Annotated in this window: 16 protein-coding genes; 6 read left to right on the top strand and 10 right to left on the bottom strand. The window is 71.8% G+C overall.

Annotated elements, in window-relative coordinates:
* Positions 1 to 136 precede the first annotated feature (136 nt).
* The 6 genes from ACFVST_RS07640 to ACFVST_RS07615 form a co-directional block, all read right to left on the bottom strand.
* A complete protein-coding gene (locus tag ACFVST_RS07640; RefSeq protein ID WP_390147869.1) occupies positions 137 to 1,555 on the bottom strand; it encodes a S28 family serine protease in 1,419 nt (472 codons plus the stop codon).
* Positions 1,556 to 1,711: 156 nt separating this feature from the next.
* Positions 1,712 to 2,077, bottom strand: coding sequence for a hypothetical protein (locus tag ACFVST_RS07635; RefSeq protein ID WP_390147867.1), 366 nt, complete (start codon positions 2,075 to 2,077; stop codon positions 1,712 to 1,714).
* Positions 2,078 to 2,273: 196 nt separating this feature from the next.
* Positions 2,274 to 6,023, bottom strand: a complete 3,750-nt coding sequence (locus ACFVST_RS07630) for an ABC transporter ATP-binding protein (protein ID WP_390147993.1) — start codon at positions 6,021 to 6,023, stop codon at positions 2,274 to 2,276.
* A gap of 216 nt (positions 6,024 to 6,239) precedes the next feature.
* Positions 6,240 to 6,617 (bottom strand): transcriptional regulator, encoded by a 378-nt coding sequence (locus tag ACFVST_RS07625; protein WP_390147865.1) that lies wholly within the window; start codon positions 6,615 to 6,617, stop codon positions 6,240 to 6,242.
* Positions 6,614 to 7,138 (bottom strand): hypothetical protein, encoded by a 525-nt coding sequence (locus ACFVST_RS07620; protein ID WP_390147863.1) that lies wholly within the window; start codon positions 7,136 to 7,138, stop codon positions 6,614 to 6,616. The genes ACFVST_RS07625 and ACFVST_RS07620 overlap by 4 nt, the downstream gene beginning before the upstream one ends.
* Before the next feature lie 87 nt (positions 7,139 to 7,225).
* Positions 7,226 to 7,663, bottom strand: coding sequence for an ATP-binding protein (locus ACFVST_RS07615; protein WP_390147861.1), 438 nt, complete (start codon positions 7,661 to 7,663; stop codon positions 7,226 to 7,228).
* 355 nt (positions 7,664 to 8,018) lie between these two features.
* Between ACFVST_RS07615 and ACFVST_RS07610 the strand changes: the two genes are divergently transcribed.
* Both ACFVST_RS07610 and ACFVST_RS07605 read left to right on the top strand, forming a co-directional pair.
* Positions 8,019 to 8,756, top strand: a complete 738-nt coding sequence (locus tag ACFVST_RS07610; protein ID WP_390147859.1) for a GntR family transcriptional regulator — start codon at positions 8,019 to 8,021, stop codon at positions 8,754 to 8,756.
* A gap of 141 nt (positions 8,757 to 8,897) precedes the next feature.
* The gene (locus tag ACFVST_RS07605) at positions 8,898 to 9,404 is read left to right on the top strand and encodes a GNAT family N-acetyltransferase (RefSeq protein WP_390147858.1); all 507 of its coding nucleotides are present in this window, start codon (positions 8,898 to 8,900) and stop codon (positions 9,402 to 9,404) included.
* A gap of 37 nt (positions 9,405 to 9,441) precedes the next feature.
* Here the strand turns inward: ACFVST_RS07605 and speB are convergent, their stop codons facing one another.
* Complete coding sequence (speB, locus tag ACFVST_RS07600) at positions 9,442 to 10,428, bottom strand: agmatinase (protein WP_390147856.1); 987 nt, start codon at positions 10,426 to 10,428, stop codon at positions 9,442 to 9,444.
* Between the two features lie 225 nt (positions 10,429 to 10,653).
* Between speB and ACFVST_RS07595 the strand changes: the two genes are divergently transcribed.
* From ACFVST_RS07595 to ACFVST_RS07585, 3 genes are all read left to right on the top strand, one after another.
* Positions 10,654 to 12,150: a PucR family transcriptional regulator ligand-binding domain-containing protein gene (locus tag ACFVST_RS07595; protein ID WP_390147854.1), complete on the top strand. Its 1,497-nt coding sequence runs from the start codon at positions 10,654 to 10,656 to the stop codon at positions 12,148 to 12,150.
* 123 nt (positions 12,151 to 12,273) lie between these two features.
* Positions 12,274 to 13,095 (top strand): phosphatase, encoded by an 822-nt coding sequence (locus ACFVST_RS07590; protein ID WP_390147852.1) that lies wholly within the window; start codon positions 12,274 to 12,276, stop codon positions 13,093 to 13,095.
* A gap of 139 nt (positions 13,096 to 13,234) precedes the next feature.
* The gene (locus ACFVST_RS07585) at positions 13,235 to 13,708 is read left to right on the top strand and encodes a carboxymuconolactone decarboxylase family protein (RefSeq protein ID WP_390147850.1); all 474 of its coding nucleotides are present in this window, start codon (positions 13,235 to 13,237) and stop codon (positions 13,706 to 13,708) included.
* A gap of 19 nt (positions 13,709 to 13,727) precedes the next feature.
* On the opposite strand, the gene ACFVST_RS07580 is transcribed toward ACFVST_RS07585, so the two are convergent.
* The 3 genes from ACFVST_RS07580 to ACFVST_RS07570 all read right to left on the bottom strand — a co-directional run bounded on the left by ACFVST_RS07580 (position 13,728) and on the right by ACFVST_RS07570 (position 16,592).
* Positions 13,728 to 14,621, bottom strand: a complete 894-nt coding sequence (locus tag ACFVST_RS07580; protein WP_390147848.1) for an acyl-CoA thioesterase — start codon at positions 14,619 to 14,621, stop codon at positions 13,728 to 13,730.
* A 37-nt stretch (positions 14,622 to 14,658) separates the two neighbouring features.
* Positions 14,659 to 15,816 carry an acyl-CoA dehydrogenase family protein gene (locus tag ACFVST_RS07575; protein WP_390147846.1) on the bottom strand — a complete coding sequence of 386 codons (1,158 nt, stop codon included), beginning with the start codon at positions 15,814 to 15,816 and terminating at the stop codon, positions 14,659 to 14,661.
* A gap of 176 nt (positions 15,817 to 15,992) precedes the next feature.
* The gene (locus ACFVST_RS07570) at positions 15,993 to 16,592 is read right to left on the bottom strand and encodes a TetR/AcrR family transcriptional regulator (RefSeq protein WP_390147845.1); all 600 of its coding nucleotides are present in this window, start codon (positions 16,590 to 16,592) and stop codon (positions 15,993 to 15,995) included.
* Between the two features lie 114 nt (positions 16,593 to 16,706).
* Between ACFVST_RS07570 and ACFVST_RS07565 the strand changes: the two genes are divergently transcribed.
* Positions 16,707 to 18,329: a carboxyl transferase domain-containing protein gene (locus tag ACFVST_RS07565; RefSeq protein WP_390147843.1), complete on the top strand. Its 1,623-nt coding sequence runs from the start codon at positions 16,707 to 16,709 to the stop codon at positions 18,327 to 18,329.
* Positions 18,330 to 18,347 lie beyond the last annotated feature (18 nt).

Raw genomic sequence — 18,347 nt, 5'->3', positions numbered from 1 at the left:
GTTTTGTGTGGGCTCTTTTTTTTACTTACACGTCCGTCGCCTTCTCTTCCGCGGCGGGGGCGGGCGCGTCGGGGGGGGGGGGGGGGGGGTGGCCCCCCCCCCCCCCGCGCCTCTTCCATGCGGGCGTCCGCCGGTGCTACGGGCGCAGGTGGTGGTGCCGGGGCTCGGGACGGTCCAGCTTCCTGTCGTAGGCGGCCAGGGGGCGGGCCTTCGACGGGTGGGCGGTCACCGCGGCGGAGGAGACACCCGCCCAGTCCAGGATGCGGGCGGTGGCGAAGGCCTTCTCGGCGGGCACCAGGCCCTCGACCTTCGCACCGTGGTTGGCGCCGGGCGCGGTGAACACATAGGAGTCACGGGCGCCCTGGCCGAGGTGGAAGGGCTCCGCGCCCCACGGGTCGTTCTCGCCGTACACGTACAGCATCTGGTCGGCGTGCTGCCGAACCCAGGTGTCCACGTCGCGCATGGCCTGCGGCTGGAACTTCATCGGGATGGAGCGGGGCACGAAGTTCCGCGGCGGCTGGTAGCCGTAGCGCAACAGGTCCTTGATGTGCGGGAGTTGGATGGTGGGCGAGCCGAGCTGGGTGCCTGCCTGGTAGTAGTACGGGGTGTAGGTGGCGAGGCCCTGGTCGCTGTAGGCGGAGAAGCCGGAGATCTCGTCCACCCAGTCGTAGATCTCCTGGTCGGAGGCGGTGGCGGCGGGTGCGTCGCCGCAGTCGGCCAGCAGGTGGTACTGCCAGAAGCCCCACACCAGGTCGGCGACGACGGCCTCGTAGGCGCGGTCCAGGTCGCCGACGGTGGTGAAGGTCCAGCCCTGGCGGGCGGCTTCGGCGGCGTACTTGGCCTTCAGCGGCTCGCGGCGTACCAGGGCCTCGCGCTGCACCGCGTTCAGCCGGTCGCGGCACTCCTTGGTGCCGACCTGCTCGAAGAACCGGTCGTAGGCCGAATCCTCCTTGTTCACCACGTCGTTGGGCGCCACATAGGCGACCACACCGTCCATGTCACGGGGGTGGAAGCGCTCGTAGTAGGTGGCGGTCATACCGCCCTTGGAGCCGCCGGTGGCGAGCCACTTCTCGGAGTAGATCGGCTTGAGGGCCTCGAAGACGCGGTGCTGGTCGTCGGCGGCCTGCCGGATGTCCAGCTTGGACCAGTCGGCGGGGCTGGGGCGCGACGGGGTGAAGTAGCGGTATTCCAGGGAGACCTGGTTGCCGTCGACGATGCGGGTGGGTTCGCTGCGGCTGGGTGTGGTGGAGACGTTGTAGCCGCTGGTGTAGAAGACGGTGGGCCTGCTGGTGTCCTTGTGCAGCACGGTGAGGCGCTGGGTGAAGGTGCCCGCCGAGGGGTGGCGGTGGTCGACGGGCTGTACGTAGTTCAGTACGAAGTAGCGGTAGCCGTCGTAGGGCTTCTCCTCGATGAGGCTCATGCCGGGGATGGCGAGGAGCCGTTGTCTTATATCGGTGTCCGCGGGCGCGGCGGTGGCCGCGGTGGCGGTGCCGGCCGCACCGGCGGTGCCGATCAGCACCACCAGCGCGAACAGCCAACTGAGGGCCTTGCGCATGACTCTCCCTGGTTCGGCGGAGGACGGGGCGCGGTGCGCCGGCGCGGCGGCCCGACTGTGCGGAGCCACCGCGTCCGTCCACATGCGCGCGAACCTAGCCGAGCAACCCGGCCACCACCAGGGTCTGTTGAGGGGTGTGGCGGCGGGCGGTGGCGGTCAGCACCGGATCCAACCGGTGTGCGCGGAGTGGCCCGAGACGGAACCGCCGAGCCGGATGCAGCGGTGCCCGGCGTGCACGGTGACCGGGCCCGCGTGGTGGACGAAGCGGCCGGTGTCCTTCACGGCGCGGCTCCCGCGGGCCTGCACGCTCACCGACATGGTGCGGCGGGTGCCCGGCTTGCGGGCGAGGGTGACGGCGCAGACCCAGTCGCCGCGCTGGTACAACCGCACTGTGCCGTCAGGGAACTTGAGGGTGCGGGCGGTGCGGCCCTGGCAGAGGGAGGCCGCCTCGGCGGTGCCGCCGCCCGGCAGGCCCGGTACGAGCAGCGCGGCGGCCAGCAGTGCCGCGGCACCCGCGGGCATCCGGCCGGCTATCCGGCTTCCGCGGTGCCCCCGGGTACGTGCCGCACTCCGTCTCGCTCCGCCTCTGCCCACCGGACGCCCTCCCGCTCCGTCACCCCGCTGCCGAGGCCACGTCGTTGTCGAGCCCTCAATGTACTGAGGTACGGACGCGGTGCGGGCGCCGCAAGGTCGCACCCCGGGTGCGGCGGACGGTGTGTCAGACGGCCGCGGCCTCCGACTCGGCCTCCGGCTCCCCCAGATCGCCGCCGCCCTCGCCGAGGAAGGTGCGCCAGAGGGCCGCGTACTGCCCGTCCAGGGCGAGGAGTTCGTCATGGGTGCCGTCCTCGGCGACCCGGCCGTGGTCCATCACCACCACCCGGTCGGCACGGGCTGCGGTGGTGAGGCGGTGGGCGACGACGAGCGTCGTCCGGCGGCCGGTGAGGCGTTCGGTGGCCTGGGTGACCTGGGCCTCGGTGGCGAGGTCCAGTGCGGCGGTCGCCTCGTCCAGCAACAGCACGTCGGGGTCGACGAGTTCGGCGCGGGCGAGGGCGATGAGCTGGCGCTGGCCGGCGGAGAGGTTGCGGCCGCGTTCGCTGACCTCGTGCAGATAGCCGCCGTCGAGGGTGGCGATCATGTCGTGGGCGCCGACGGCCCGTGCCGCGGCCTCCACCTCCGCGTCCCCCGCCTCGGGCCGCCCGTAGGCGATGGCGTCCCGCACGGTGCCCGGGAAGAGGTACGCCTCCTGCGGCACCACACCCAGCCGGTGCCGGTACGCCGTCAGGTCCAGCTCCCGCAGATCGGTGCCGTCCACGGTGATCCGTCCCGAGGTGGGGTCGTAGTAGCGGGCCACCAGTTTCACCAGGGTCGACTTGCCGGCGCCGGTCTCCCCCACGAAGGCCACCGTCTGCCCGGCGGGAATCCGCAGTTCGAGTCCGCGGAGCGCGATCTCGGCCGGTTCTGCGCCCTCTTCGGGCGTACTGCCGTCGCGTGCCGCGTAGGCGAACTCGACGTCCTCGAAGGCGAGTTCGCCACGCAGGGCGGTCACCGGGTGCGGGTCGGCGGGCCTGCTGGTGGAGGTGGGCTCGCGCAGCAGCTCCTGGATGCGGCCGAGCGAGACGGTGGCCTGCTGATAGCCGTCGAAGACCTGCGACAACTGCTGCACCGGCGCGAAGAACAGATCGATGTACAGCAGATACGCCACCAGCGCGCCCGTGGTCAGCGTGGCCGCCTCCACCCGGTTCGCGCCCACCACCAGCACCGCGGCCGCCGCCACCGAGGACAGCAGTTGCACGAACGGGAAGTACACCGAGATCAGCCACTGGCCGCGGACCCGGGCCGCCCGGTAGGCAAGGCTGCGCACCGCGAACCGGCCCGCACCCGCCGCCTCCCGCCGGAAGGCCTGCACGATACGGAGGCCGGCCACCGTCTCCTGGAGGTCGGCGTTGACCACCGACACCCGCTCCCGGGCCAGTTCGTAGGCCTGGACGCTCTTGCGGCGGAAGAAGAAGGTGCCGACGACCAGCGGCGGCAGCGTGGCGAACACCACCAGCGCCAACTGCACATCGATCACCAGCAGCGCCACCATGATGCCGAAGAAGGTGACGACCGAGACGAACGCGGTGACCAGACCGGTCTGGAGGAACGAGGACAGGGCGTCCACATCCGTCGTCATCCGCGTCATGATGCGGCCGGTCAGCTCACGCTCGTAGTAGTCCAGGCCCAGCCGCTGCAACTGGGCGAAGATCTTCAACCGCAGTGCGTACAGCACCCGTTCACCGGTACGGCCGGTCATCCGGGTCTCCGCGAACTGCGCCCCCCACTGCACCGCCACCGCGATCAGCGCCAGCAGCGAGGCCGCCCACACCGCGCCCAGCGCCAGCCGGTTGACGCCCTCGTCGATACCGTGCCGGATCAGCACCGGCAGCAGCAGCCCCACCCCCGCGTCGACCGCCACCAGCGACAGGCTGACCAGCAGCGGACCCCTGAAGCCGCGCAGCAGCCGCCGCAGCCCGTAGGACTCCTCCGCGGTCACCGCGCGCTCCTCGTCGACCTGCGGGACATCGGTGGCCGGGGGCAGCGCGTCGACCTGCGCCAGCAGCTCGGGGGTGGCGGGCGTCCCGGCGAGCGCGGTGTCCCTCGGCTCCCGGTCACCGCTCCACAGCCGGGGCGTGATGCCGCGCTCCGCGTCGAACTCGGCGTCCCACTCGGCCCGCACGGTGGTGTCCTCGGGCTCCTCGGCCACGGTGAGCGGGGTGTGGCCGGGTGAGACACCGCCGAGCTCGTCCGGGTCGGTGAGCAGTCTGCGGTAGAGGGCGGAGCGTGCGGTCAGCTCCTCGTGGGTGCCGATGTCGGCGAGCCGGCCGCCGTCGATCACCGCGATCCGGTCGGCGAGGCCGAGGGTGGAGCGGCGGTGGGCGATCAGCAGGGTCGTCCGGCCGGCCATGATGCCGGCCAGGGCCTCGTGGATCTCGTGCTCCACCCGGGCGTCCACCGCGGATGTGGCGTCGTCCAGGACCAGCAGCCGGGGGTCGGTGAGGATGGCGCGGGCCAGGGCGATCCGCTGCCGCTGCCCGCCGGAGAGGGTGAGGCCCTGCTCGCCGACCTTCGTGGCGTAGCCGTCGGGCAGTTCGCGGACGAAGCGGTCGGCCTGGGCGGCGCGGGCCGCGGCCTCGATCTCCTCGTCGGTGGCGTCCGGTTTCCCGTAGGCGATGTTGGCGCGCACCGTGTCGGAGAAGAGGAAGCTGTCCTCCGGTACGAGGCCGATGGCGGCCCGCAGCGAGTCGAGTGTGAGCTCCCGTACATCGTGCCCGCCGACCAGGACCGCGCCATGGGTCACGTCGTAGAAGCGGGGCAGCAGCAGCGACATGGTGGACTTGCCGGAGCCGGAGGCGCCGACCACGGCGACCGTCTCACCGGGCCGCAGGGTGAAGCTGAGGCCCTCAAGTACCGGCCGCCCGTCCGCGTAGCCGAAGGAGACGTCGTCGAACTCGACGGTGGCGGGCGCGTCCGCGGGCAGTTCCACGGTGCCGTCGGTGAGCGTGGGCTCGGTGTCGATGAGTTCCAGTACCCGTTCCACACCGGCGCGGGCCTGCTGGCCCACGGTGAGCACCACGGCCAGCATCCGCACCGGGCCCACCAGTTGCGCGAGATAGGTGGAGAACGCGACGAAGGTGCCGAGGGTGACCTCGCCCCGTACCGCCAGCAAGCCGCCGAGAGCCAGCATCGCGACCTGGCCGAGCGCGGGGACGGCCTGGAGTGCGGGGGTGAACTTGGCGTTCAGCCGGATGGTGCGCAGCCTCCCCGCGAAGAGGCGGCGGCCCACCTGCCGCAGCTTGCCCGTCTCCTGCTGCTCCTGCCCGAAGCCCTTGACGACCCGGACGCCGGTGACCGCCCCGTCGACCACTCCGGCCACCGCCGCGGCCTGCGCCTGCGCGTACCAGGTGGCGGGGTGCAGACGGCTGCGGCTGCGTTTGGCGATCCACCACAGGGCGGGCGCCACGGCCAGCGCGACCAGGGTCAGCGGCAGCGACAGCCAGGCCATGATCACCAGGGAGATCACGAAGAGCACGATGTTGCCGATGGTCATCGGCAGCATGAACAGCAGGCTCTGGATGAGCTGGAGGTCGCTGGTGGCGCGGCCGATGACCTGCCCGGTGGACAGCTCGTCCTGCCGCCGCCCGTCGAGCCGGGTGATCGACCCGTACATCTCGGTCCGCAGATCGTGCTGGACGTCCAGGGCGAGTCTGCCGCCGTAGTAGCGGCGGACGAAGGTCAGCGCGTAGACGACCACGGCGGCGGCGATGAAGAGGGCGGCCCAGGGGGCCATGGCGCGGGTGTGGCTGTTCACCACATCATCGATGATGATCTTGGTGATCAGCGGGACGACCGCCATCACGGCCATCCCGCCGAGGGAGGCCGCCAGCGCCAGGACCACGTCCTTCGGATAGCGCCAGGAGTAGCCGATCAGGCGCCGCGCCCAGCCCTGTACGGCGGCCCCGCCGCCGTCCCGTGCCGGTCGCCGCCCGTGCCGTTCCTGGTCTACCGCCACCCGCTGCCTCCGTCGCACCGCTTCTCCCGTCCCGTCGTTCGCAAGGCTGCAACACTCCGGGAGCGGGTTTTCATCCGCGATCGGCCCGAACCGGCCGAGGACCGGTCCGGGGATGTAGGCGCTGGGCCCGGCGACCTAGGTCCGCAGTTCCTCGGCCGCCGACCGCTCGGCGGGGCGCGCGGCGGGCTGCTCGGCTGGCCGCTCCGTGGGCGCCTCCGGGCCGACGATGGCACGGAGGGCGGCGAGGTGGCCGCGGTAGGCCGCGGTACCGCGGTCGGTCAGCTTGAGCCAGACGCGCTGCCGGGTGTCCCGGACCGCCTTGCGCTGCTCGACATATCCCGCGTCCACCAGGACCGCGAGATGCTTGCTGAGGGCGGACGCGGACAGCCCGAGCTGCCGCTGGAGCAGACCGAACTCGGCCTCGCCGGTGGTGTGCAGCAGCGCGCAGATCCGCAGCCGGTTCGGCGCGTGGACGGTGGCGTCGAAGCCCTCGGGCCCGGCGGCGGCACTCATACGGTCTTCCGGTGCAGGCGGTGAAAGGCCAGGTGGTAGCCGACGGAGGTGGCCGCGGCGATCACGGAGTCGGCGACGAGCCAGCCGGGGTCGCCGGTGGCGTGGAAGGCGGCCACCGAGCCCACCAGCAGCACGGGCAGCCCGATCGCCATCGGCACGGTGGCCCGCTTGGGCAGCACATCCAGCCGCAACGCCACCCCGGTACGGCTCCGCCAGCGGCGGGCGGCGACCCCGAACAGCACGAAGTAGACGACGATCATCCCCACCAGCACCCCGCTCCAGACCGCCCGCGGCAACCCCCACTCCGCGTCGGCCGTGGCACCGGCGAGCACCACCGGCAGCGCCGCCAGATACCCGGCCAGCGCGAGAAAGAACCAGGTCGGCCACGGCGTCGCGGCAACCGCCACGGCGGCGACCCGCACCTCCTCGACCTCAGCGAGCGCGGCCCGCGCGGCTTCGGGGGTGAGCGATGGCGGTGGCGATGGCGATGGCGATGTGAGCGGTGCCCCGTTGTTTTCCATGCCGGAAAGAGTAGCCGACTGTTTCCAGCACGGAAAGAGGAGAGTTTCTGGTGCGGAAACAGGGGGTGCGCGGCTGGGCCGGCGACCTCAGCCCGTCGCCCGCACCTCGGCCCAGACGACCTTTCCGAACACGGCGTCCTCAACGCCCCACGCCCCCGGACACAGCCCGTCGAGAATCAGCAGCCCCCGCCCCCGTTCCCGACTGTGCGACTCGGGCCGCCGCCGCGGATACCGCCGCACCGGATCGCGGACTTCGACCCGCGTCCGCCCCTCGCGGCTGTCGAGCGTGAGGGCGAAGGAGTCACCGGGTTCGGTGCCGTAGCGGATGCTGTTGGTGACAAGTTCGCTCGTCACCAGCAGGACCATGTCGACGTGGCCCTCATCGGCGTCCGGCACGCAGCACAGCACATACTCGCGGGCGAACTTCCTTGCCGCGCCCGCCGATTGAGGCTCCCCGGCCAATACGATCCGTTCCCTCTGATCGGGGTGAGTCGGCAGGGGCCGTGCGCACTGCTCCCCGCTCACGAGGCCACCGCCGTCGCAGTAACCAGGGTGAGGCCGTGCAGCTCGGTGCAGGTGGGGCAGGCGTACCGGCCTGCCGCCGTCGCAGGACCGGCAGTGCACACGAGTCGCACTTCTTCGGCCAGGTCCCGGTGATAGTCGCACCAGGACACGGTGCGGATGTCGTCAGTAGGCATGGGCGTCCCCCAGTACGGGCGTGGGTGTAGTGGTGGACCACGCACGCAGAGTGCGTGCCCTAGGCCAGACAGTAACTTGTCCTAGGACATGAGCCAAGGGTCGTCCCTCGATGGGGTGTAGTGAATCTGACGGCGTCCTAGTACATTCACTGGCGACCTAGGACACAGGAGAGGCCGCGTCGATGTCCCACAGCACACCCCCGTACATGCAGGTCGCCGAACGCATCCGTCGGCGCATCCTCGATGGCGACCTTGCCGAAGGGGCGAAGCTTCCCGCGCAGCGTGAACTCGCGCAGAGCGAAGGTGTCGCCATCGCCACCCTCGGCCGAGCTCTGGACCATCTCCAGGTGGAGGGCTACATCACCACCAGCCGCCGTGGAACGTTCGTCGCCAACGCCCCCGAGGTCGCCCCTTCCGCCTACGACCGGATCACCCGTGTCCTGCGCAGCGGCAGCATCCTGGGCGAAGGCGAGACCATGGTGGTCACCAGCGCAGACCTCGTACAGCCGCCGTTGTATGTCGCGGACATCTTCGACCTTCAGCCCGGCGATCAGGTGGTGCGTCGCCAGTGGCACACCGGCAAGGGCAAGCAGCGCCTGATGCTCGCCGTCACCTGGTACCCCGCTCACTTCGCCGCCTCGGTCCCCGAGTTGCTGTCGACCGCCCCGGGCAAGTCCGCGAACCTGCTGCCGCGGATCCAGGAGGCGACCGGGCGCCGGGTGGCCGCGGGGCGTGACGACATCCACGGACGGGACGCCGACGAGCGGGAAGCCAACTTCCTCGGCCTGCGCACCGGTTCCCCAATCCTGGCCGGCGCGCACCGCCTGTGGGACGACTCGGGCGTCATCGAATACGGCGAGTGGTGCCTGCCGTACCGACTTGTCGTGGGCTACGAGTACAGCTTCGACGCGGCACCCTGACCGCGGGGGCATGAGCGACAGCGGGTCAGCCCGCACCTGACGCAGGGCCTCGATCAAGAAAGCCGGCTGCGGCGAACCCCGGCTTGCCGCATACCGGTTGGGCAGCCTCACCCGATCGAATCAGCTTGAGGAGTCCCGGCAATGGATCTGAGGCGGTACGGGCATTCCGACGCTCAAGATGTGCGGTCCATGCTGCTGGACATTCATGACGAGGTGTACGCGGATAATCCCGACCCGTTCCACTCCCGTGAACGCTTCACGCATTTTCTGGACCTGTGGTCCTCCCGGAACAACTGGAGGTGCGTTTCCGGCTGGGAGAACGGCGGCCCGGTCGGATACGCCTATGGCTCGGTGCTCGCGCCCGGCGGCTGGTGGAAGGGGAGCACCAGGCCGGGCGATCTACGGGGTCCCGTTTTCGCGCTGTCCGAGCTCATGGTGCTGCACGAGTGGCGCGGGACCGGCAGAGCCAAGAGGATTCACGACGCCCTGCTAGCTGCCGCCGATGCGAATGCGGTGTCGCTTCAGGTGGAGTGCGCACACCACAAGGTCGTCCAGCTCTACGAGAGTTGGGGCTATCGGCAGGTGGACAGCTCCAAGTCGCACGAGGACTCACCCCGGTACGCGGTGATGGTGAAGGACCTTCGCTAGTCCAGCAGGTCGAGCTGCCCCGTCCCACCCCGGCGGGTCAGGCGCTGTCCGCTTCCCGACCCTCACGGGTCGTGGCGGCTCGGCGGCACATGAGGGTGGTGAGTTCGTAGGCGGTGTGGGAGGCGGCTACGGCGGTGATTTCGGCGTGGTCGTAGGCGGGGGCGACTTCGACCACGTCCGCGGAGACCAGGTTGCAGGGGGCCAACCCGCGGAGGATTTCCAGGAGTTCGCGGGAGGTCATGCCGCCGGCCTCGGGGGTGCCGGTGCCGGGGGCGTGGGCCGGGTCCAGGCAGTCGATGTCGACGGAGACGTAGAGGGGGCGGTCCCCGATGCGCTGGCGCAACTGGTCGGCGATCTCGTCGACACCGCGCCGCATCACATCGGCGGAGGTGACGATGCCGAAGCCCAGTTTGGCGTCCTCGTCCAGGTCCCGCTTGCCGTAGAGGGGGCCGCGGATGCCGACGTGGGAGAGGGCCGAGGTGTCCAGGACGCCCTCCTCGACGGCGCGGCGGAAGGGGGTGCCGTGGGTGTACTCGGCGCCGAAGTACGTGTCCCAGGTGTCGAGATGGGCGTCGAAGTGGAGCAGGGCGACCGGGCCGTGCCTCTTCGCCACGGACCGCAGCAGCGGCAGCGCGATGGTGTGGTCACCGCCGAGGGTCATCAACCGGGCGCCGCTGCCGAGGAGTTGGTCGGCGGCGGCCTCGACGGTCTCGACGGCCTCTTCGATGTGGAAGGGGTTGACGGCGATGTCGCCGCCGTCGGCGACCTGGGCCAGCGCGAACGGGGCGGCGTCCTGCGCCGGGTTGTAGGGGCGCAGCAGGCGGGAGGCCTCCCGGATGGCGTTGCCGCCGAAGCGTGCCCCGGGCCGGTAGGAGACACCGCTGTCGAACGGCACCCCGACGACGGCGACATCGGCGGTGCCCACCTCGTCGAGCCGCGGCAGCCGGGCGAACGTGGCCGGTCCGGCGTACCGGGGGACGCGGGAGGAGTCGACGGGGCCGCGCGGTGTCTCGCTGCTGCTCATGCTGGGGTCTTCCTTCCGGTCTTCCGGGCGGTCCCGGATCGCGGGGGCAGGAGCCTGTGTCGTCCGCTGGCACCTACTGGCACCCGGACCGCCTTGCCCGCTTGAGGCTAGGTGGCTGGGGGACGGTGGAGAAGTGTACGTTTCATCCACTCGGGGCGGGGGCTGGTGGATGGACCGTCCGCCCCTTCCCCGCCGGGCCGGATAGAGATGGAGGGAGTGCGCAGCATGGCCGTCGCCGCGGCGGAGACAGCCGTACCGCCCACCCCGCCCGTTCCGCTCGCCGCGTTGCTGGCCCGTGCCGAGTTGGGGCTGCGGCATCTCGCCGGGCCGCTCGATCCGGCGACCACGGTGCAGGGCGCCCACACCTCCGAGATGGCCGACCCGTACCCGTATCTGCTGGGCGGGGAGCTGCTGTTGACGGCCGGGGTGCAGATGACGGACGGGGGTGGGGACCGTTTCGACCGGTATGTGCGGCGGGTGGTGGCGGCGGGCGGGGCCGCGCTCGGGTTCGGGGTGACGCCCGTCTTCGACCGGGTGCCGCCGGAGCTGGTCGCGGCCTGCGAACGCCATGGGCTGCCGCTGCTGGAAGTGCCGCCCGAGACCACCTTCAGCGGGGTGGCGCGGGCGGTGTGGTCGCTGATGGCGCAGGTCAGAAGTGCGGAACTGCGGCGGGTCAGCGAGGCGCAGCAGGGCCTGGCCACCGCCGCCGCCCGCCCCGACCCGGTCCCCGCCGTACTGCGGCAGCTCACCCGGCGCCTGGACTGCTGGGCCGCCCTCCTCTCCCCCGGCACCCCGCCCCGGCACCCCTCGGGCAGCCCCACCCCGCCCGCCGAGGCACGGGACGCACTGGACGCCCTCGCCGGCATCGTCCGCGGCACGAGCCCGACCGGGACCGCCACCCCCGCCTCCGCCACCGACACCGTCGACGGCGTCCCGCTCGCCGTGTACGGGCTCGGTGGCGGCCGGGAGGTGCTGGCCGTGGCGGGTGGGCGGCGGGAGGCGGGGGACCACACCGTGCTGGGCATCGCCGCGGTCCTCCTCGCGCTGCTCACCGCGGGCCACCGGGACACCGCCGCCACCCACTCCGCCGCCCTCACCCGCCTCCTCCTCGGCACCCCGCCCACCGAGGTCGCCCCGGCACTCGGCGCCCGCACCTGGTACGTCGTCCACGCCCGCCCCACCCGCACCCCCGGCCCGGACCCCGCCGGTCTCGCCGCCACCCTCGGCAGCACCCTCTTCGCCGCGGGCCCCGAGCCGGAGCCGGTACGCCTCCTCGTACCGGCGGACCCGGAAACGGAGGTGGAGAGCGCGGCGGCCGGGTGGGTGCTCGGGATCAGCGCGGCCGTGGGGGCGGACGAGCTGGCCGTCGGGGAGGCGCAGGCGGCCCGTGCGCTGGCGCGGGCGCGGGCGCTGCGGAGCCCGCTGGCGCGGCACCGCACCGCGGCCGCCGGGCTGACCGCGCTGCTGCCCGCCGCCGAGGCCGAGGCGCAGGCCAGGGCGCTGCTCGCACCGCTCGGCGGCAGCGCCGCACTGACCGAGACACTGCGCGGTTGGCTTTCCCTGCACGGGAGTTGGGACCGGACGGCGGTGGCGCTCGGTGTGCACCGCAACACGGTCCGGCAGCGCATCGCCCGCTGCGCCGCCCTCCTGGACGCCGACCTGGACGATCCGGACGTCCGGATGGAGCTGTGGTTCGCCCTGCGCGCCGCACACACCGCCTGACCGGAATCCGACCAAACGGACCCGAAGGTTCAGCCCGTCCCAGGTCGGCGCGTAATACGGCACCCCGTCCCAGGAGGTGATATCCGGTCACACTCTGCCGTGGCCGACGGCACAATGGGTGCCATGCCGATACCCGGGACACCCAGCCGCGCCGCGCTCGTGCAGCACCTGATCCGCACCCGTATCGCGGGCGACGTCGCCACCCCGCGCGACAACAACCTCGCGCACTACCGCGGACTCGCCAACGGCGAACGGTACTTCTGGCTCGGGCTCGACCTCGGCGACCGGTGGCAGGACGAGCAGGACGTCCTGGCGGTGATGGCGGAGCGCTGCGGGGTGAACGACGACCCGGAGTACCGCTTCGGGCAGGACACCATCGACCCGGAGCTGACGGTGGACGCGCTGGACCGGATGGCGGCGCGGCTGCGCAAGGCGGCGGAGAGCCGGCAGCGGGTACTGCTGGCGACCGGGCATCCCGGCGGCCTGCTCGACGTGCACCGGGCCACGGCGGCGGCGCTGCGCGGCGCGGGCTGCGAGGTCATGGTGATCCCGGAGGGCCTGCACACCTCCGAGGGCATGGTGTTCCAGTTCGCCGACGTGACGGTGCTGGAGCGGGGCGCCACGCTCTGGCACACCCACTCCCCCGACCCGATGGCGGCGGTCCTGGACGGCCTGGAGCGGGAGGGCCGGCCGCTGCCCGATCTGGTGGTCGCGGACCACGGCTGGGCGGGCTGCGCCGGGCAGCGCGGTTTGGACGCGGTGGGCTACGCCGACTGCAACGACCCGGCGCTCTTCCTCGGCGAGGCCGAGGGCACCGTCCAGGTCACCGTCCCCCTGGACGACCATGTGCTCAGCCCCCGCCACTACGACCCGATGACGGCGTACCTGCTGGGCTCCGCCGGCCTCACCGGGGACGACGGGGACGATCCGGCGCCGAGGGACTGACCAGAGCCGCCGGGCAGAAACAGTCCGATACGGTCGGAAGCTGTCCGACGGGTCCGGTGACCGGCGTGTGTCACATACCGTCGGCCGCGGTCCGTCCATGGTGTGAGCACGCGTATCCCGACCGGACCGAGGAGACACCATGGACCCCCGTATCGACCTCTTCAGCAGCGCCATCGCCCCTGAGCTGATGAAGGCGCTGACCGCGGCGAGCAAGGTGCTGGCGAACTCCGAACTCCCGTCCTCCGTCCAGGAGTTGGTGAAGCTCCGGGCCAGCCAGATCAACGGCTGCGGCTTCTGCACCGACATGCACAGCAAGGACGCCGCGCACGCCGGCGAGACGCAGCAGCGGCTGAACATGGTCGCCGCCTGGCGGGAGGCCACCTGCTTCACCGACGCGGAGCGCGCGGCGCTGGAACTCGCCGAGGAGGGCACCCGGATCGCGGACGCGGCCGGCGGTGTCCCCGACGAGGTGTGGGCGCGGGCCGCCAAGCACTTCGACCAGGAGCAACTGGCCGCGCTGGTCTCGGTGATCAGCCTGATCAACCTGTACAACCGGCTGAACGTGCTGGTCCGGATGCCGGCCGGTTCCTACCAGCCCGGCCAGTTCGGCTGAGCCAGGCCGGACGGCGCCCTCAGCCGTGTTCCGCCCGCGGGACGCGGACCACGCCCTCCTGGATGACGGTGATGGCGAGGGCGCCGTCCCGGGTGTGGATACGGGCCTGGCCGAGGCCGCGGCCACCGGAGGCGGAGGGGGACTCCTGGTCGTAGAGGAGCCACTCGTCGGCGCGGAAGGGGCGGTGGAACCACATGGCGTGGTCGAGGGAGGCGCCGACCACGTCGCCGGTGAGCCAGCCGCCGCGGCCGTGGGCGAGGAGCACCGAGTCGAGCAGGGTCATGTCGGAGACGTAGGTGGCGAGGCAGACGTGCAGCAGGGGGCGGTCGATGGGGCCGTCGAGCTGGCCGTTGGTGCGGAACCACACCTGGGAGCGGGGTGCGCGGGCCTCGCCCGCGGTGACGAAGGGCGGGGCGTCGACATAGCGCAGGTCGACGGCGGCGCGGGCGTCGAGGAGGCGGGGGATGACGCTCCGGTCGGGGAGCCGGTCCGCGTGGCGGGTCAGGGTCTCCTCGGCGGTGGGGAGGGTCTCCGGGCCGGGCACGGCGGGCATCGGGTACTGGTGGTCCAGGCCCGGCTCGGGTGTCTGAAAGGACGCCGAGAGGTGGAAGATCGGCTGGCCGTGCTGGACGGCGACGACCCGGCGGGTGGTGAAGGAGCGGCCGTCGCGGATGCGGTCGACGGTGTAGACGATGGGCGCGCCCGGGTCCCCGGGGCGCAGGAAGTACGAGTGCAGGGAGTGCGCGTCGCGGCCCTCGGGCACGGTGCGGCCCGCGGCGACCAGCGCCTGCGCGGCGACCTGGCCGCCGAAGACGCGGGGGATCACGGCGGAGGTGGAGCGGCCGCGGAAGATGTCCCGCTCGATCTGCTCCAGGTCGAGCAGATCGAGCAGGGACACGAGTGCCTGGTGCATGGTGCTCAGTGTGCGGGGGCGGGTGCGGTGAGCAGGCTCACAACCCCATGTCCTTGGAGATGATCATCTTCATGACCTCGTTGGTGCCGCCGTAGATGCGGTTGACGCGGTTGTCGGCGTAGAGGCGGGCGATGGGGTATTCGTTCATGAAGCCGTAGCCGCCGTGGAGTTGGAGGCAGCGGTCGATGACGCGGTGGGCGACCTCGGTGCAGAACAGCTTGGCGGAGGCGGCTTCGGCGGGGCTCAGCTCGCCCGCGTCGAGCGCTTCGAGGGCGCGGTCCGCGACGGCCTCCGCGGCGTCCACCTCGGCCTGGCAGGCGGCGAGTTCGAACTTGGTGTTCTGGAACGAGGCGACGCTCTGGCCGAAGACGGTGCGCTCCTGGACGTACTGCTTGGTGAAGCGGACGGCGGCCTTGGCCTGGGCGTAGGCGCCGAAGGCGATGCCCCAGCGCTCGGAGGGGAGGTTGAGGCCGAGGTAGCCGAAGCCCTGGTTCTCCTCGCCGAGGAGGTCCTCGGCGGGCACCTCGACGTCCACGAAGGCGAGTTCGGCGGTGTCGGAGGCCTTCAGGCCGAGCTTGTCGAGCTTGCGGCCGACGGAGTAGCCCTCGGACTTGGTGTCGACGGCGAAGAGGGAGATGCCGAAGCGGCGGTCGTCCTCGCGGGGGGCGGCGGTGCGGGCGCAGACGATGACACGGTCGGCGTGCACACCGCCGGTGATGAAGGTCTTGGCGCCGTTGAGGACGTAGTGGCTGCCGTCCTCGGAGAGCTTGGCGGTGGTCTTCATGCCGGCGAGGTCGGAGCCGGTGCCGGGCTCGGTCATGGCGAGCGCCCACATCTCCTCGCCGGTGACGAACTTCGGCAGGAAGCGCTTCTTCTGCTCGTCGGAGGCGAGCATCCGGATGTAGGGCAGACCGAGCAGGACGTGGACGCCGGAGCCGCCGAAGGTGACACCGGCGCGTGCGGTCTCCTCGTTGATGACGGCCTCGAACTTGTGCGACTCCATGCCGGCGCCGCCGTACTCCTCGGGGACGGTGATGCCGAAGACGCCCAGCTCGCCGAGCTTGAGGTAGAAGTCGCGGGGGGCCTGTCCGGCGGCGAACCACTCGTCGTGGACGGGCACGACCTCGGCCTCGATGAAGGCCCGGATGGTCTCCCGGAACGCCTCATGGTCCTCGTCGAAAACGGTACGGCGCACGGAGATCTCCCTCTTCTGCGGCTTCGGGCGCGGGCTGCTCGTACGGGCCCGCCGCACTGCGGGCGGCCCGGCGTCCCGGCCGGACCGGGACGCTTCCTAAGCGCTTGCTCAGAATAGGCTACCCGCCGGTCACCAAGCCGTCCAGAGCGAGCACGGCCCCCGGCGGGAGACTCCCGTCACTGCTGACCGGCGGCCGCCGCCGCGAAGGCGCCGCGGGCCAGGCGGTGCAGGAGGGCCGCCGTGCCGTCGCGGCCGGGCAGGGCGCCGGGGCGGCCCAGGTGCGGGGTGGAGTTGAGCAGTCCGAAGACGGCGTGCACGGTGGCGCGGGCCTGCGGCTCGGCCAGCTCCGGGTGCACCGCGACCAGCGCCGACACCCACAACTCCACGTACTGCCGCTGGAGTTGGCGTACCAGCTTGCGGTCGTCGTCCCGCAGGCGGTCCAGCTCGCGGTCGTGCAGGGTGATCAGGGGCCGGTCGTCGAGGGCGAAGTCGATATGGCCGGCGATCAGGGCGTCGAGCAGCGCCTGCGGCTCGCCGTCCGACTCGGCCACCCGGTGCTCGCCGCCGGCCAGCAACTGCCGGCTGATGCCCACCAGCAGCTCGGCGAGCATGGCGTCCTTGCCGGCGAAGTGCCGGTAGAGGCCCGGCCCGCTGATGCCGACGGCGGCTCCTATCTCGTCGACGCCGACACCGTGGAAGCCCCGCTCGGCGAAGAGCCGGGCGGCTTCCTTGAGGATCTGCTCGCGCCGGGTGGGCGCGTCGGTTCGGGTGGCCATAGGACGATTCTAGACAGAGGGGGTTAGCGCTCGTTAACCTGAGTGGTGATGCGGTTAACGCTGATTAACGTCGGTGGGAGCCGACGGAACGTACGGGCAAGGGGGCTCGACACGATGCGACAGGCACCGGTTCTCGACACGGCGGCCGATCCCGCCGACGAGGCCTGGCGGGCCAACGAGGAGGCGCACCGGGCGCTGGGCGAGGAGCTGCGGCAGCGGCTCGCCGCGGCCAGGCTGGGCGGCGGCGAGAAGTCCCGGGCCCGCCACACGGCCCGCGGCAAGCTGCTGCCGCGGGACAGGGTGGACACCCTCCTCGACCCGGGCTCGCCCTTCCTGGAGCTGGCGCCGCTGGCCGCCGAGGGCATGTACGGCGGGCAGGCGCCGGCGGCCGGGGTGATCGCCGGTATCGGCCGGGTCTCCGGGCGCGAGTGCGTGATCGTGGCGAACGACGCCACCGTCAAGGGCGGCACGTACTACCCGATGACGGTGAAGAAGCATCTGCGGGCGCAGGAGGTGGCGCTGGAGAACCGGCTGCCCTGCCTCTACCTGGTGGACTCCGGCGGCGCCTTCCTGCCGATGCAGGACGAGGTCTTCCCGGACCGGGAGCACTTCGGCCGGATCTTCTACAACCAGGCCCGGATGTCCGGTGCCGGTATCCCGCAGATCGCGGCCGTCCTCGGCTCCTGCACCGCGGGCGGCGCCTATGTCCCGGCGATGAGCGACGAGGCGGTGATCGTGCGGAACCAGGGCACGATCTTCCTCGGCGGCCCGCCCCTGGTGAAGGCCGCCACCGGCGAGGTGGTGACGGCCGAGGAGCTGGGCGGCGGCGAGGTGCACTCCCGCACCTCCGGGGTGACCGACCACCTCGCCGAGGACGACGCGCACGCCCTGCGCATCATGCGGAACATCGTGGCCACCCTGCCCGAGCGGGGCCCGCTGCCCTGGCACGTGGAGCCCGTGGAGGAACCGAAGGCCGACCCGTACGGGCTGTACGGGGCGGTGCCGGTGGACTCGCGGACACCGTACGACGTGCGGGAGGTCATCGCGCGGGTGGTGGACGGCTCCCGCTTCCAGGAGTTCAAGGCGGAGTACGGGCAGACGCTGGTCACCGGCTTCGCGCGGATCCACGGGCACCCGGTGGGGATCGTCGCCAACAACGGCATCCTGTTCTCCGAGTCGGCGCAGAAGGGCGCCCACTTCGTGGAGCTCTGCGACCAGCGCGGCATCCCGCTGGTCTTCCTGCAGAACATCTCCGGCTTCATGGTGGGCCGTGCCTACGAGGCGGGCGGGATCGCCAAGCACGGCGCCAAGATGGTGACGGCGGTGGCCTGCACCCGGGTGCCCAAGCTGACGGTGGTGATCGGCGGCTCCTACGGCGCGGGCAACTACTCGATGTGCGGCCGGGCCTACTCCCCGCGCTTTATGTGGATGTGGCCCGGCGCGAAGATCTCCGTGATGGGCGGCGAGCAGGCCGCCTCGGTCCTGGCGACGGTGAAGCGGGACCAGTTGGAGGGCCGCGGCGAGGAGTGGTCCACCGAGAACGAGGAGGCCTTCAAGGCCCCGGTCCGCGCCCAGTACGAGGAACAGGGCAACGCCTACTACGCCACCGCCCGGCTCTGGGACGACGGGGTGATCGATCCGCTGGAGACCCGGCAGGTGCTGGGACTCGCGCTGACCGCCTGCGCCAACGCCCCGCTGCCGGAGGCGGACGGCGGCTTCGGCGTCTTCCGGATGTGAAGGGGATCGGGAACACGA

The sequence above is a fragment of the Streptomyces sp. NPDC058045 genome, from assembly GCF_042885635.1.
Lineage (GTDB): Bacteria > Actinomycetota > Actinomycetes > Streptomycetales > Streptomycetaceae > Streptomyces.
The sequence above is the reverse complement of the archived record's forward strand: the minus strand, read 5'-3'. Positions and strand labels throughout refer to the sequence as shown.